This window comes from Verrucomicrobiia bacterium (genome assembly GCA_035629175.1).
GTDB lineage: Bacteria > Verrucomicrobiota > Verrucomicrobiia > Limisphaerales > DASXHY01 > DASXHY01.
This window is the reverse complement of the sequence record DASPIL010000060.1, coordinates 51,892-68,729: the sequence shown is the minus strand read 5'-3', so window position 1 is coordinate 68,729 and position 16,838 is coordinate 51,892. Positions and strand designations below refer to the sequence as shown.

Annotated in this window: 4 protein-coding genes; all 4 read left to right on the top strand. The window is 57.4% G+C overall.

Annotated elements, in window-relative coordinates; translation table 11 throughout:
- Positions 1–3,737 (top strand): hypothetical protein (locus VEH04_10110; GenBank protein ID HYG23125.1); only part of this gene is annotated, 3,737 nt, incomplete at its 5' end.
- Positions 3,738–3,852: 115 nt separating this feature from the next.
- A complete protein-coding gene (locus tag VEH04_10105; GenBank protein HYG23124.1) occupies positions 3,853–10,884 on the top strand; it encodes a S8 family serine peptidase in 7,032 nt (2,343 codons plus the stop codon).
- A gap of 238 nt (positions 10,885–11,122) precedes the next feature.
- Positions 11,123–14,128: an excinuclease ABC subunit UvrA gene (gene uvrA / locus VEH04_10100; GenBank protein HYG23123.1), complete on the top strand. Its 3,006-nt coding sequence runs from the start codon at positions 11,123–11,125 to the stop codon at positions 14,126–14,128.
- Positions 14,129–14,164: 36 nt separating this feature from the next.
- The gene (locus VEH04_10095) at positions 14,165–16,801 is read left to right on the top strand and encodes a tetratricopeptide repeat protein (GenBank protein HYG23122.1); all 2,637 of its coding nucleotides are present in this window, start codon (positions 14,165–14,167) and stop codon (positions 16,799–16,801) included.
- Positions 16,802–16,838: the final 37 nt, after the last annotated feature.

Below are 16,838 nucleotides of genomic sequence, written 5' to 3'. Positions count from 1 at the left end.
GCCAGCGCGAGCGCGCCTCCGTCACCACGAGCACCGACCAGGTGATTGGAAAGCAGGCAGCGGATGCGGGCGTGGAGCGCGCCAAGATTGAATTGATCGCGCCCATGCTGGCGCTGACAAACGGGCAGGTTTACGGCCTTATTGTATCGACGAACTTCGTCAGTGGAGGCGGGTTCAATCCGAACCCCGCGCCCAACGCGAACCTGTTCACGAACGTCAATTACTTCTACGCCGACGGAAATCCGCTCTCGGAAGCCGATCGTCTGAGAATGCTGTCAACGCTGCTGTACAATCCGCGCCCGCCGGTATTCGTCACCAACCGGTTCACAGGACGCACCGAGTTTCGATACTATCTGGATCTCAACCGGAATGGCGTCTTCGATCCGAACGGTCTGCAGCCAGTATTCGGAACGAACGGCAATCCCGTCCTGGTCGGTCCGTCAGAGGTGCTGACCAATTTCTTTGTGGGTGATCCCGAATGGATTGGGGTCCTGGAGCGTCCCGACCAGCCGCACTCGCCGAGCAACCGTTTTGTGGCGCGCTACGCATATCTCGTGGTGCCGGCCGGAAAAACCCTGGACATCAATTTCATTCATAACCAAGCAAAGCTTCTGCCTGCCGGACCTTTTAATCGTGATGGATTCCTGCGAAATCAGGGGGTCGGGTCCTACGAAATCAATTTGGGCGCCTTTCTCACGGACCTGAATCCGAATCTCTGGAACCCGATTTCCCCAAACAATGTTTACGATTACCGGACGAACGCGACGGAGTTGAGCCGCGGCGCGGGTTTTGATGACGCCTTGGCGCTTCTGCGGTATCGCTATGGTTATGGTCCGTTGCAGCCCGCCAGGTTTTATTTTCGCGATAACGCGAGTGCGCTTCAACGCGACGGCATTGACCAATATTCCGACGGGGATTTGCTCCTGGCCCGCCAGATTCCTCGCGAATCCGCCCTGACGGGAGATAACGTGGTGGAAAAGCCGTGGGCGGGCGCTGATCAGCCGAACGCCTATTTCACCATTCAGGAATTCTTTGATTACCGCAAGACGCGCCCTGAACCTGACAATTACACCGTCAACTTCACGAATCGATTGCTCCGGGCCGGCACGAACATCAGTTCATTCGACCGTTACACCTACTACCGCATGCTTGAGCAGTTGGGCACGGATTCGGAGCCGGATCGCCGGATGAATTTGAACTACGTCAACGTTGACGAAACCATGCGTGTGATTCCGGGATTGGAAACGCAGTTGCGTCCGTGGATTCCCGTCCAGTTTTTCACGAATGCCGCCGAACGGCTGCTGCGCGCGCAATATCAGTCCGGTTATCTCGGAATTCGGAACATTTCCGTAACCAACATCCCTGTGGTGATTTCGAATCGATTTGTATATTCCCCCGGTATTAATCGAATGCTTCAAATGGCGGCCAATCTTTACGAGGCAACGATAACGAACAGCCGGTATCCAAGGCTATTCCGACCCTATTTTTCGAGGGTGCAGACGACGAACGGTTTCAATGATTTCTATATTCGCGGTTTTGAAGAGGTTACGGACGTGATCTATAGGGACTCTGGCAATGAATTCCTTACAATTCCCATCGACCTGCAGGGATTGAGCCCGGACCCTCTGCCGAATATTATTCGTCCGAACGTTCATGGCGTGCCATGGATCATCGGGGCAAGAAAAGGCCTGCCCAATTTTAATGAAGTCACGTTGAGCAGCCGGATGCATCTGACACGGCGCCTTCAGGCTAGCCGGACATCGAGGGATGCGCAGCCGAGCACCTATACGTTCCAGGAACAGTACATCATGGATCTCTGGTGTGAACTGGGCGTTGAGGCCTGGAACTCCTATCACGGCAGCAACTACCCGGGCGCCAGTATTTATGTGGATGGGGTTTTCAACTACGGGTTGACCAACAATGCCCCGGCCCGTTTCTCTCCAAGTGGCGGAGTGCCTGTGCAATACAAAGTTGCGGTGACGACTAACAACTGGCCTGGCTACGCCCCCACTTACAATCCTGCAGGATTGCCCGTGCCAGGTTCCTTCATCGTGCCATTGCGAACCAATTTCATTGTTGTATCCAACATGGTTTACAATCCGAACAACCGAACCTTCCACGGCAACCTGGATGAGTTTTATCCGTTGCGCCCGGATTCCCCGCAGTGGGGATTGGACATCACCAATCGGCTGCGTGTCATTATCACTGACGCGACCCAGAGAATCATCGATTACGTGCAGCTGCGCGGGCCTTCCGCATATCGGCCTTTGAGTGAAGAAATCCGGACGACTGGCCGCGATTTCGAAGGGCTGTGGAATACCAACCGCGCTGCCAATGTGAGTGGTCCGGAAAGATCCCAGGGACACAACTATCAACTCCGAATTTCACAGGGGCAACCCGTTTCAACCGACACCGAATGGCGAAGCTTTGGACCGAATGAATTTGTGGGAGGGTCGCGAGCAAACGAGATCGCAAAATTCAAGGCGTTCATGCTGGGCGCGAGCGCGACGTTCGAGGGTATACCGGCTCAAAATCCAACCAATCTGGTAATGCAGGCCCCGTTCACGCCGACACGTGCCATAGCACAAACAATCACCTGGCAGGCAAATGACCCGTTGGTCCACTATCTCGAGCAGGATCTGGTCGATCTCGCGGGAAGCATTACAAACAGCATCATCAAACCGCCGAGCGCCGCGACAAACCTCCTGGAGAACATCGGGCAGTTGAATGACCGTTACGGACCCTGGGGCGGCAATCCGAAGAAATTTCTTGGCGATTCCGACATGGCCGCGGCAGATCCACTGGCGAATAATTTTACCGTCAAGGATCCTGGCTTATTGGCGTCGACCTTGTGGGATTTTCCGACAAACAAATTGCCGAATATCGGATGGATGGGTCGCATTCATCGCGGCACTCCCTGGCAGACGGTATACCTTAAATCGTACGACATTCTTCGCACCAACGGTTGGGGCTTCGACCTGCAAGGTGTGGTGAACTGGAGCAGATGGTCCGGCCACGCTCTGGTTGAAGACGCCACAAATTCTGCGCCGGTCAACGATCGCATGTTGTTTGACATGTTCACTGTCGCACCGAACGAGAATGCCGGGAGAGGCCGTCTTCCGATCAATCAAACCAATCTCGCGGCCTGGTCGGCGGTGCTGAGCGGTGTGCACGTCCTTTCGAATGACCTTAATGGCGTGAGTCATCCATTTGTCATTCAACCCGCCGCTGTGGCGCCGGAGTTGGGCATCATCGTAGACGGAATTGTTCGCTCTAAATCTGCGCTGATTACGAACGGCACAGTCTTCTTTCCCCTCCATCAAAATGGCGAATATTCCCGGCTGGCGGATATACTGGCAGTCCCGCAGCTGAGTGACGGATCGCCTTACATCAATACGAATGCCCTCCGCCAAACATCGGCGGGCGGCTTGAACGACATGATCATCGAAAGAATTCCGCAACAGATCATGTCGCTGCTCGGACATCCGCGGTCACCCAGGTTTGTAGTCTATTCCTATGGCCAGGCATTGCGTCCGGCCGACCAGTCGATCGTCCGTTCGTTTGGATCGTCGATGGGACTCGCAACCAACTATCAGGTGACAGCGGAATCAGCGGTTCGGGTAGTAATGCGCGTGGATGGATCGTTTGATCCGCGGGATGCAGATCATCCGGATCCTGAGCGGCGTTATCCGCCCAGGGTGGTGATGGAACATTATAACCCGCTACCAGCGGACTGATTGTGAATCGACGGCTTTTCAGAGGGAGGCGGACTAGGCGGGGGATTTGCTCCCATCGCGTACCGCGATTAGGGTTCACGAGCTGCCTTTAATGAGGTCAAACTAGGCTAAGTTTATGCGTAAACGATCGTTACTGTGGTTCGCTCTGAGCGTGGCATGCTTTATTGGGGCGTACTATTTCTGGCAGCTGGGAAACGAGTGGAAGGCGCGGCGGAGCGTGACGCCTGAAGCGGGATCGAACCGGCAGTCAGGTGCAGAGGCGGAGCAGCCGATAACGATCCTTCAATTTGCGAGCACCGCGCCGGTGGATCTGTTCGTCAAAACGCCCGGGTCGAACCAGCCGCTGTCGATGCCGGAGTCGCGGATCCAATTGCAGGAGAAGTACCGGCTGAGGAACACGACTCGGACTGCAGGTGAATTGGTGTCCGATCCGATGGCGCTGTTGCTTGCCAATGCCCACATTGATGTGCGGATGCCATTGAACCTGGGGATTCCCGAACGGTTGCGTGCCAAGGAAGACCCCGGCGCGTATTTGGTTCAATCGCGCGGCCCGATCACGGATGGCTTTCGCTCCCAATTGAATGGGGCAGGGGCGACAATTGTTTCCTACTTTCCAAATAATGCCTACTTGGTGCAGGCGAACCCGAGTGTGGCGCAGCGCTTGCGGGGATCGCCGGGTGTTCAGGCAGTCATTGCTTACGAACCCTATTACAAGCTGGATGTTCGGCTGCTGGACGCGGTGCTGGGCGGCAGGACGCCAGTGCCTGAAGCGTTGAACGCGGTGGTTTACAACACGGCTGTCGACCAAACGCTGGAGGCCTTCGCCGGCATGGGTGCTGAAATTCTTGCCGAAGCGGCAACGCCTTTTGGCAGGCAATATACCATTCGGAATGTGGGGGACATTGCAGCGGTGGCAGCATTGCCGGGTGTTGGCAACGTGGAGGGATTCAAGTCCCGGGTGCTGACGGCGGATTTTGCGCGCCAGCGCATTGGCGTCGTGGTGGGCGCGACCAACGCGAACAACTATCTGGGGCTTTCCGGGTCGAACATCATGGTGGCTGTGAACGATTCGGGGGTGAATGGCAGTCATCCCGATCTTCTTGGACGCGTGTTCGGGCCTGCGAGCACCAACGATCCAAACGGGCACGGGACGCACGTGGCTGGGATCATTGCGGGCAACGGCAGCCGATCGACGACAGTTTCCAACGCGGCGGGATCATTTCTTCCAGCGGTCGACGGCCAGTTCCGGGGCATTGCGCCGCTTTCAACGATCTGGGCGATGTCGACGGAAATCGACCGCACTGACCTCAATTTGCAGGAGAGCGGGGCGCGGACGAACGTCCTGATTTCCAATAACAGCTGGGGTTACGGGGACACCGCCTATGACATCGCCTCTGCATCATTTGACGCGGCGGTGCGTGATTCGCTTCCAGGTGTCACGGGATCACGGGGCGTAACGTACGTCTTCTCTGCGGGAAACGATGGCGGCGGTGATGACAACGGTTTAAATGGACGCGCGCAGAGCGTGCTTTCACCGGCAAACGCGAAGAACGTCATCTCTGTTGGAGCGATTGAGATGCTGCGCAGCATCACGAACGAGGTTGAGCTGCGCGACGAAACCAACGCGGTGTGGCTTGCGGAGACTGATTCGAACGACCAGGTTGCGGCCTTTTCTGCACGTGGCAATACAGGCATCGGAGTGGAAGGAGATTTCGGTCGGTTCAAGCCAGATGTCGTTGCGCCGGGAGTGTTCCTGGTGTCGACGCGGTCCCCTGACTGGGACGAAGCGGCCTATTACAATCCGACGAGCTTCGTGCATGAAGTGCGGGCTGATCAACTGGTGGAAGCCGAAGGTCTTCAGCCCGATTCCGTTTACGTAGACGAGAACGCGGTGGAACTGATCATCCGCGTGTTCAACACGCGGCCCGCGGTGGCGGAGATGCCGATTTATGCGCGTCTTGGGGATCGGCCGGACACAGGTGATCCGTCGGGAATCAATGAGATTCGGATTCCGCCGGCAACGGGCCTGATCACCGATGCCGATTGGTTTTTTGCCGTTGGAAATCCAACGAACGTTCCGGTTCGTTATGATGTGGAGATCATCAAGGTCCTGACCAACGAGCTGGGGAATTACTTTGAAGTGTTGAGCAACCTCAACACGCAGTTGGGCGATGAGTATCGATACGAATCGGGCACGAGCATGGCCGCGCCCGTGGTTTCGGGGATGCTGGCGTTGATTGCCGATTATTTCACCAACCGCCTGGGGATTGCGCCTCCCAGTCCGGCGCTGATGAAAGCGATGCTGATCAATGGGGCGCGCCCGGTGAATCCGATTTACGACCTGGACGTGAAGAAGGATGGCAGTGACAACCGCAATTACCAGGGCTGGGGATTGATCAACCTGACCAACAGCGTTCCGTCGGGTCTAAGAACCAACGACGCGGCGGTGGCGCTTGGGCAATTGCGGGGAACGCAGCCGAGCCCAATGATTGTCTTCGAGCAGAATCCGACCAATGCGTTGACGACTGCGCAGCGGCGGACCATGAATGTGGCGGTGGCGACCAACGCGCTAACTCAAACATTGCGCATGACGCTTGTGTGGACGGACCCGCCTGGCAATCCCGCTGCGGGGATCAAGCTGGTCAACGATCTGGACCTGATCGTGACCAACCTGGATAGCGGGCTGGTTTATTTCGGGAATGATTTTGTTCCGGGTGGCAACGGGGGCCAGCCATGGAGCACCAATGCCGTTCCGGCCTATGACGTCGTGAACAACGTGGAGAACGTCTTCATTCCGCAACCGCTGGGGACCAATTATTCCATTACGGTTCTGGGCCGCAGCGTGAATGTGAACGCGGTGACGGCGCATACCAACCAGGTTGCCCAGGATTATGCGCTGGTGATTTCTGTGGGCAACGGCGCGGTCAGCAACGCGCTGACAATCACTGAAGCTCCGCAGTCGGTGTCATTTGCGTTCACGAACGTCACCTACATGACGAACCAGTTTGCAGAGGACGGTGGAGAAACCAATGATGAACCGCGCATTACCGGCGGCATGCTCCTGAACCAGCACGTGGGCGCCAATTCACCGTTGATTGGGAACAGGCAGGTGCCCTTGCCCATGCCGGGAACCACAGTGTGGGGACCGCTGGCCACCAACGGCGTTCTCTACATGGGGACGACAAACCAATGGCACTTCTACGTGCTGACGAACACGGAGAGTTTCCAGTACGCGGCATTTGTGACGTTCCTGCCTCCGACGCTTTCGACGCCGCGCATGGGCACGACCAATTATTTCAATGTTCCCGAGTCGACGCGGGTGGAGGCGGACATTGACATGTATGTCAGCACCGATCCGCGATTGTTGTCGCTGGATGAAACAGTCATTGCGAGCCCGAATACATCCAAGGCGCTCTCGCGCTTCGGCACAGAAGTCATTGCTCTCACCAACGCAGTGGGGGGCGCGTATTATATTGGAATCCATGCACCGGATCATCAGGCAGCTGAGTATGCTTTCTTTGGGGGATTCAGTGAGGAACCGTTCAGCGAAGATGACGGCACGGGAATCACGATGCGGGGCATCCCTGTTCCAGCGCCGATTCCAGACGGGTTCCCTGACGATCCTGGTATTGCGAGGGTTCTCGCGATTTGTGTTCAGCCGATTGACGTGCGCCGCGTGATTGTCACCAATCTGACGATCACACATACCAATCTTGGGGACCTTGTTGGCAATCTGAGCCATAACCGCAAGTCCGTGGTGCTTCACAATCATCGTCCTGGCAGTGGAGTGGTGAGCATGATGTTCGAGGACAATGAGGAAAATAATCCCACCCTTGCGCAACGTTCTGACGGTCCTGGGAGCCTGCGTGATTTTGTGGGTGAGCGCGGAGAAGGCCTGTGGTTATTGACTGAACTGGACAGCTCTCCGGGGGCGACGGGCCGGGTGAACCGGCTTCGGGTCCGGTTGGATCGTGCCTTTGATAGTGATGGCGTGGTTGACCTCACCATTCAACCAAACAGTTTCGGATTCACGTTCTTTGATGTTCCCGTTGAGGCGACCAATTTCACAGTCAGTGTTGTCGGAAACACACTTCCGCTCGAACTTTATGTGCGGCGGGATGAGTTCCCATCCCGAACCGTGTACGATTACTTCATGCCGCTGCCGCCGGTGGCGGCGGAGACAACGAACACGTTGACGATTGATACCAACAGCGTGCCGCCTCTGCAGTCGGGCCGGTATTTCATTGGAATCTTTAATCCGAACGATGTCGCGCAGTCCGTCCGAGTGGTGATGAAGGTTAAACTCGACGTAAGGCCAGTGGCGACGATCGACCTGACCAAGTTCGGGCCCGAACCGCTACCTGACGATGCGGTGATGTACTCCACAAACAACGTGCCGTTTGATCGGCGCATTGCCCGTGTGGATGTGGGTGTCGCGATTCAGCACGCGCGCATTTCAGACCTTGCCTTGACGCTGGTTGCGCCAAATCGAAAACGCATCCTGCTCTTTGAAAACCGGGGCGGAACATCCGGCAACCTGGGTAATATTGAATTTGAGGAACTGGTCCAGACGAACCTGTCGGAAGGAACCTTTGTCTCTGCAACCAATTTGATACCCATCGCGGGAATCCCCAGTGGGGTGCTCGTCATCGATTTCGATTTCCTGACGGTGCCCGATTCGATTGATGTGTATTACGGGACGGCCAACATTTTCAGCAGCGGATTGCTCACAGGCTCTGGAACTCTCACGATTCCCTTTGGTCCTGGATTAGAGACCGTGCTCAGGGTAGTTGTGAACAAGGATAACAACCCCAACAATCCCGGAACCATCTGGCGTTACGTTTCGCGGATCGTTGCCCAGACCGGCTCCTACTTCGTGTTCTCCGAAAATACGAACTTCGCCCATGTGCCAATCAAGTTTGCATTGCCGCCGTTCAGGGAGGGCCCATCTACGGTCCCCGCTGGGATTCCGGTAGTGGCGGGTCCGGTGTTAAGTCCCGTCAACGGTCATTACTACTATTTGTTTGATAACAGTACATGGACCCAGGCGGAGGCTTGGGCGAATGCACTTGGCGGCCATCTCGCGACGGTGCGCAGCGCGGCCGAGGACACGTGGCTTAATAACACATTCCGATCGTACGGCGGGGTGAATCGCAATCTGTGGATTGGACTTCGCAGCTTTGCGAATAATCCAACGCTCCCGGTACCCGCTCACATGGCGAATTTCGTCTGGATCAGTGGTGAAACGTCCACATATAGAAATTGGTTTCCAGGAGAACCGAATAACGGCGGCGGAGCACTCGCCCAGGACTTTGGCTTCATCGACTTTTTCTACGGCGGCCGATGGCAGGACGCCGAAAACGCTGCCTTCGTGACAGGAAAATCAGAGGGGCAATACGGGATTGGGGAGGTGACTTCCAACGTCAGCTTCAATTTCCCCGAGGAATCACTGGAAGAACTGCGCGGCGACAACGCGCTTGGGGAGTGGAAGCTGGAGGTGTTGGACAATCGGGTGGGCGGCACTGGGACCAATACGCCGCCACCGGTTTTGGTTGCATGGCAATTGCGCTTTGTTTTTGACCGTGAAGTGGCCGACGGGACGCAGCTGCTCCATGACGTGCCTGTGACCAACAGCATACCGCCCTGCGGCATGCAGGTGTACAGGGTGGATGTGCCGGTGTGGGCGCGCTTTGCGACCAACACCCTCATCTCCTCGACGCTGCCCGTGGATGTGTTCTTCACGACGAATAGTCTTCCCACTACCAATGGCCCGATCGCCTTGTCCGGCACCTCGGGCATAAGGGTCCTAAGCAGCACCAACGGAACCTTGACGCTGCCGCAGATTGTGCCGGGAGGCCGATACTACATTGGGGTGCGCAATCCGTGCGACAGCGCGACGAACGCCATTATTTCATTCAAGGTTGAATTCGACATCAGGGCGCTGCAGAACGGTGTGCCGGTGACGAGCACCAACACTGACAGCACAGTGCCGCAATACTTCTTCTTCGACGTTTCGACCAACGCAACGGCCGCGATGTTCCGCCTGACGAACATGAGCGGAAACTTTGACCTCGTCGCGCGCCGCGGCGGTCCGTTGCCAACCTTGGGCAACAACCAGTACGGCAGCTTCAATCCCGGGACCGTGGATGAACAGATAGTCATCTTCACCAACTCGACGCCTTTTGCGCTGACACCAGGGCGCTGGTATCTCGGTGTGTTCAACCGAAGCTTCGCAAGCAATGTCTTCACGATCGTGGCCTCGGAGTTCACGAACAATCTGGCGGGCATTGTCACGCTGACCAACGGCATACCGTATCTGGACACAGTGGGTGCCGGCAGTGAGGAGTATTACCGGTATGTCGTTTCCAATACGGCAGCCCGGGTGCAGTTCGAAGTCAATGGGCCTGATGGCGACGTGGCGCTGGTTGTCAATCGCGGCTTCCCTCTCCCATCGCTCGGCGACTTCGATTACTTGAGTGACAATCCATTCCTCAATGACGAGTTGATCATTGTCACAACGAATTCGAGCCCGGTTGTGCTGGCACCTGGAGAGTGGTTCCTGACCGTTGTGAACATGTCTGGGCTGTCCGCGAGTTACAGCGTGAAGGCGACGGAATGGACCGTCACGGGACAGCCGATTGTGCTGACGAACATTGTGTATGGCGCGCCGATGGGCGGCAATCCAGGCCAGTTCTGCGCGACGTGGAACTCGCTTCCAGGCGTGCCATATCATGTGCAGGGGACGACTGATCTCGCGTCGACGAACTGGGTGGCGATATCGCCGACGATCGTCGCGACCGACTTCACGACCACCTATTGCGTGCCTGTAACCAACGGGATCCAGTTCCTGCGCGTGGTGGAGGGCATTTCGGTCAACCTGACACCGCCCCCGCCTTCAATTCGAATCACGCCTGAGAGCACGGGATTGAGGATCCAATGGGCTGGATTGGCAGAATCGCTTTACCAGGTTCAATGGACCACGAACCTGCCAGTCTCGTGGGTTCCATTTGTGCCGAATTTGACTTCAACGAACACGCCACCGCCGCATAGCTTTACCAACGGCGTATACTCGTTCTTCGATGACGGCACACAACCCCCGCCACCTGCGCCGCCGACCAAGTTTTACCGCGTTATCAAGTTGCCGTAGGAGCAGGGCTTTCGATAAGAGCCCGGTGCTCGCGTGTAAGCGCAGGACGCTACTGAACGGTCAAAATGCTTATCCTGCGGGTCGCGCACGCTCAAGCGGCGCAAACGCCGCGCTCCTGAGTTGGGGTTTGGGACCGTGTCAGAGGCACCGCTTTTAAGTTTCAGTGGAAGCCGAAGCTTTGCTTCCGTCACAGTTCGAAGTAAGTTTCCCGATTGATTCATCACGGAAACTTTGAAGTGTGAGCAAGGAATTCATCAGGATCGGCGGTGCGCGTGAGCATAATCTCAAGAACCTCACGCTCTCCATTCCCCGCGACAAGCTCGTCGTCATCACGGGTTTGAGCGGGTCCGGCAAGTCATCCCTGGCATTCGATACGATCTATGCGGAGGGTCAGCGCAAATACGTTGAGTCTCTTTCCGCCTATGCGCGGCAGTTTCTTGACCAGATGCAGAAGCCTGACGTTGACTACATTGAAGGGCTTTCACCTGCCATTTCGATCGAACAGCGTGGATCAGGATCGAGTCCGCGTTCGATCATCGCCACCACGACGGAAATCTACGATTACCTGCGCCTCCTCTATGCGCACGTGGGACAGCCCTATTGCCCGGAAACCGGGGTGCCTATTGTCACTCAAAGCACGAGTGACATTGTGGATCGCATCCTCGCGCTGCCGGCTCGCACCCGCGTGATGATTCTTGCGCCTGTGGTGCGGGAGCAGAAGGGCGAATTTCGGGATGTGGTTGAGCGCCTCGGCCGCGAGGGATTCGTCCGCGCGCGCATCGATGGCGAGGTCATTGAACTCACGAACAATGTCCGCGTGAAGCTGGATCCGAAGGCGCGGCACACAATAGAGGCTGTTGTGGATCGTCTCGTGATTGACGAAAAGATCCGCGTCCGACTGAGCGATTCGGTTGAGACTGCCCTGAAGTGGGGCGAGGGCACGCTGGTCACCTTGCATGATCCCCCTGTCGCGTCCGGTTCTGGATCCCCAGTTCAACGGACTCCGGACAGCACGCCGCGGGCAACGCAGTGGATCGAGACGCTTCATTCGAACCGAAACGTCAGCCCGGCGACGGGCAAGAGCTACGATCGTCTGACGCCCAAACATTTTTCTTTCAACGCCCCCATCGGTGCCTGTTCGGTATGCCACGGGCTGGGTCAAAAAATGGTATTTGATGAAGGCCTCGTTGTGCCCGATGCGGAAAAGACATTGGAACAGGGCGCTGTCCTGCCATGGCGCCGGGGCGGCAAACGGATGATCGTGTATTACAAGGCAATGCTTCGTGCGATGGCTTCTCATTTCGGAGTGAGCATGGACGTTCCGTACAAGGATCTTCCTGAAGATTTTCGACGGCGCTTGATGTGGGGGACTGGCGATGCAGAAATCGAATTCAAGTTCTGGCGCGCCGGCAAGGTCAGCACCGCAACGCGGCCGTTCGAAGGTGTGATTCCCAACCTGGGCCGGCTGTATGAGGAGAGCGAGAGCGAATTCACACGAAACCGTTTGAAGGGATTCATGAGCCCTCAATTCTGTGACGCGTGCCGCGGGCGCCGGTTGAAACCCGAGATCCTGGCCGTGCGGCTGGGAACGGGTTCGATTCCAGCCGCGCAGAACGCCTCTTCGAATGGCGCGCGGGCCGCCACTCCTGCAGATGATTCACCGGCTTTGCCCGGGCTTTCGATCATGGATGTCTGCGCGTTGTCGGTCGAGAAAGCGGACCGATTTTTTGAAGCGCTGGTGCTCTCCGAATTCCAGCAGAAGATCGCGACGGAGATCATCAAGGAAATCCGTGCCCGCCTTGGCTTCCTAAAAAATGTGGGTCTCGGGTATCTCACGCTGAACCGCGAGAGCGGAACCCTCAGCGGCGGTGAAGCCCAGCGGATCCGGTTGGCAACGCAGATCGGCGCCGGGCTGGTCGGCGTTCTCTATATTCTCGACGAACCCAGCATTGGCCTGCATCAGCGCGACAACGATCGCCTTCTCCGAACACTCGAAGGATTGCGTGATCTCGGAAACTCGGTGCTCGTGGTTGAACATGACGCCGACACCATCCGAAAAGCGGATTACATCCTCGATCTCGGTCCCGGCGCCGGGGTGCGGGGTGGCGAACTCGTCGCTGCAGGAACATTGTCCGAAATCCTCACAAGCACGCGCTCCATGACTGCGCGATATCTCACGGGCGAGTTGAATGTCGCGGTTCCCAAGGAACGAAAAAAAGCTTCAGCCGACCGGGGCTGGATCGAGGTGCTTGGCGCAACGGAAAACAATCTCAAGAATGTGGACTTCCGGTTTCCCATTGGACTGTTCACCTGCGTGACGGGCGTGAGCGGATCCGGCAAGAGCACCCTTGTGGATGACATTCTGCGGCGCGCGTTGTTTCGAAAGTTTTTCGGATCGAAGGACAGGCCGGGGGCGCATCGCGAACTGAAAGGATACGAAGGACTGGACAAGGTCATCGTGATTGACCAGACACCGATCGGACGCACCCCGCGCAGCAATCCTGCAACCTACACAGGGATGTTCAATGCGATTCGCGATCTGTTCGCGCGCCTGCCCGCAGCGAAGATTCGCGGTTACGAATCGGGGCGATTCAGTTTCAACGTGAAGGGCGGCCGTTGCGAAAAGTGCGAAGGCGACGGTTTGATCAAGATTGAGATGCATTTTCTTCCTCCGGTTTATGTCACATGCGAAGCATGCAACGGCCGGCGGTACAATCGCGAGACGCTCGAGATCACCTACAAGGGATTGAACATTGCCGACGTGCTTGAGATGACCGTGGACGAAGCAGTGACATTCTTTCGCGCAGTGCCGCAGATTTATGATCCACTGCTGACCCTTGCTGAGGTTGGGCTGGGTTACATTCGGCTGGGACAGTCAGGAACAACCTTGAGCGGGGGCGAAGCGCAACGCATCAAACTCGCCGCTGAATTGAGCCGCAAGGCAACCGGGCGAACGCTTTACATTCTCGATGAGCCCACGACCGGCCTGCATTTCCACGACGTCGCAAAGCTGCTCGAAGTGCTGTTCCGCTTGCGTGCATCTGGAAATACGCTGCTGATCATCGAGCACAACCTCGACGTGATCAAGACGGCGGACTGGGTGATCGACCTGGGGCCGGAGGGTGGCGACGGAGGCGGGCGGATTGTTGCGCAGGGCACGCCCGAACAGGTCGTGCTTTCCCCGGAAAGCCACACGGGCCGCTACCTGAAGGCCGTGCTGCAGGGTTCCGGCCCAGGAGTTTGAACTTTGAACCTGGGGAATCGAACCGTACAGTCCGTCATGGCTTGGCGCCGATACATGTTGCTGTTCCTGGTATGCGCGGGAGTGATGCCTTTGCGCGCGGCTTCAGGCAATGCGGAGAACAACGCGTTCAACAGCGCCGCCCGAAAGTTCAACAACGAACTCTGGTCACTTGCGGCGCAGGATTTCTCGGTATTTGTCACCAACTTCCCCACTTCATTCCGCGTGCCCGAAGCCGTTCTGTTCCAGGCTCAGGCCCTGGTGAAGGATCGACGCTACACCGCCGCGGTCGACGTGTTAAAGGCGAACCAGCATCGCGCTCTGGAACTCGGCGATTTGTATTTATATTGGATCGCACACGCGCACATGGGGAACAGCAACTTCCCGGCTGCGGCGGGCGCCTTTGCGGAGTTGATCCAGCAGTTTCCTGAATCGACGAATTGCCTTGAAGCCGTGATTGGGCAGGCAACGGCACTTGCCCGAATGGAAGCGTGGCCTGATGTCACCGGGTTGTTGAACAGCACCAACCAGCCTTTTCGGATTGAGGCACATTGGAATACGAATGCCTGGATGGCGCGAGGATGGATTCTACTGGGCGAAGCGGAGCTCAAGCTTGGACGGCCGGAGCACGCCGCTGAGGCTGTCGGCCGGTTGAATCAACTCAACCTCACACCCGAGGCGGCATGGCGCCGCTTGCATCTGCAAACCCGCATTGATCTAACGAGCGGGCGCATGGACGAGGCGCGGACGGCTGCGACCAATTTGCTTCCGCTTGCACAGCAGGCAGGCAGTCCTGCGTTGCGGGCGGAAACTTTCGAGCTGCTGGGCGGCATTTTCGAGAGAATGAAACGCGTGGAAGACGCGGTTGCGTGTTACGAACAGAATCTTACGAACGGCGTCCCGGTTGAACATCAGCGCACGGCATTGTTTAAGATCACTGAACTCAGCCGGCCAGCCGATGCAGTGCGCCGGCTGGAACAGTTTCGGCGGGATTTTCCGCAGAGCCAGGCATCAGACGGAGTGTTGCTGGCGCTGGGTGAGTTGCAGTTAAAGCAGGCGGCCACGGGGGCTGAAGTGCAGACGAATTTGCTGTTGCAGGCGCAAACGCATTTCGACCTGCTGCTGACGAATTTTCCCGGCAGTTCGCTCGCAGGGAAGGCGTGGCTGGGGAAGGGTTGGTGCCTTTGGTACAGCACCAATTATCCGGCCGCGGGCGCCGCATTTCGCAACGCAATGGAACGCCTGCCATTGCCCGAGGACCAGGCGGTTGCGCGGTTCAAGCTCGCGGACACTTTTTTTTCCGCGGGCCAGCTGCAGCCGGCGCTGCAGGCGTATCAGGACGTGGTCAACACGTATGCGGCCGTCCCGGAGGTGAAGCATGGGCTTCTGGAACAGGCGCTCTACCAGGCGGTGCGCGCGGCGGTCGCGCTGACGAATCTTCCAGCAGCCACGAACGCGCTGCACCAATTGCTGGAATGGTATCCCGATGGGCTGATGGGCGATCGTTGCCTCTTCCTCGTTGCCGAAGGATTTGCGCAGAACAACGAACCGGTTCGCGCGCGGGAGTTGCTGATCGAATTCGAGGAACGATTTGCCGATGCCGGGTCGCCTTTGCTGCCCCAGGTGGGGATGGCCGTATCGCGCACCTATGAGAGGGAAGGCAACTGGGCTGCGGCGATCACGAATTATGACGCTTGGATTGCGAGCTACACCAATCATCCGCAGGTGCCCGAAGTGCAGTTCGCGCGCGCGTGGGATACCGCCATGGCTGGCAGCGAAACCAACGCGCTCGAGTTGTTCGACCAATTCGTCAGGAAATATCCGGGGCATGACCTTGCGCCGCGTGCCCGCTGGTGGATCGGCGATTACTTCTTCAAGCAGGGCAACTACGGGAAGGCGGAGGAGAATTATCCGTACACGACCAACTACGCGGGAAGCGACCTGTTCTTCCTTGCCCACCTGCGTGCCGGCGCCGCGGCGATGGCCCGGCTCAGCTACAAGGACGCGATTTCGTACTTCACGAATGTCATCGCCAATCCGAGGTCGCCGAACGATCTGAAAGTAAAGGCTGCAATTGCGGCGGGCGATGCGTGCATGGCGCGGAATGAAGCGGGCGCCAGCAACCGCATTGCAGATCTCGAAGAGGCCGCCGGATATTTCAATCTCGTTTTGAAATCGTTTCCGACGAATGCACAGGCTCCGCTCGCCTGGGGTCGCTTGGGCGATTGTTTCAAGGAAATGGGGCTGCAGAATCCCCGCGCATACGATCGCGCGGTCGAAGCCTACAACAAGGTGATCACCGCGGAAACAGCCACCACGGGCATGCGGCGCCAGGCGAAGATTGGAATTGGAATCATTGCCGAAGCGCGCGCGGAGGGTAAGGGCGGCGCCGAGCAGCACGCCCTGCGGGAAGAGGCCCTGGCACACTATGCCGATGCTTTCGAATTTGAGGAGATTCGCCGCGACGAGGCAAACGATGCGTTTTGGTATCAGAAGGCGGGTCTCGAAACGGCTCGCATGGCAGAGTTGCTCGGCAAATGGCCGCAGGCTGTGAACATTTATCGATCGCTGCAGGCAACTCCGAATCTTCCCCCAGCCGTGCATGCCACGCTCGAGCGCCGCCGATTGCGCGCACTGGAACAGGTACGCGGTTCTAGCGGCACGGCAGCACAATGACGCATCGCGGTTTGACAGCGTCTGGATCGGCAGTTAG

Bases quoted from the DNA above. Each gene is read 5' to 3' on its own strand.
- VEH04_10105 (HYG23124.1), top strand. From the start codon at position 3,853: ATGCGTAAACGATCGTTACTGTGGTTCGCTCTGAGCGTGGCATGCTTT.
- VEH04_10095 (HYG23122.1), top strand. From the start codon at position 14,165: ATGGCTTGGCGCCGATACATGTTGCTGTTCCTGGTATGCGCGGGAGTG.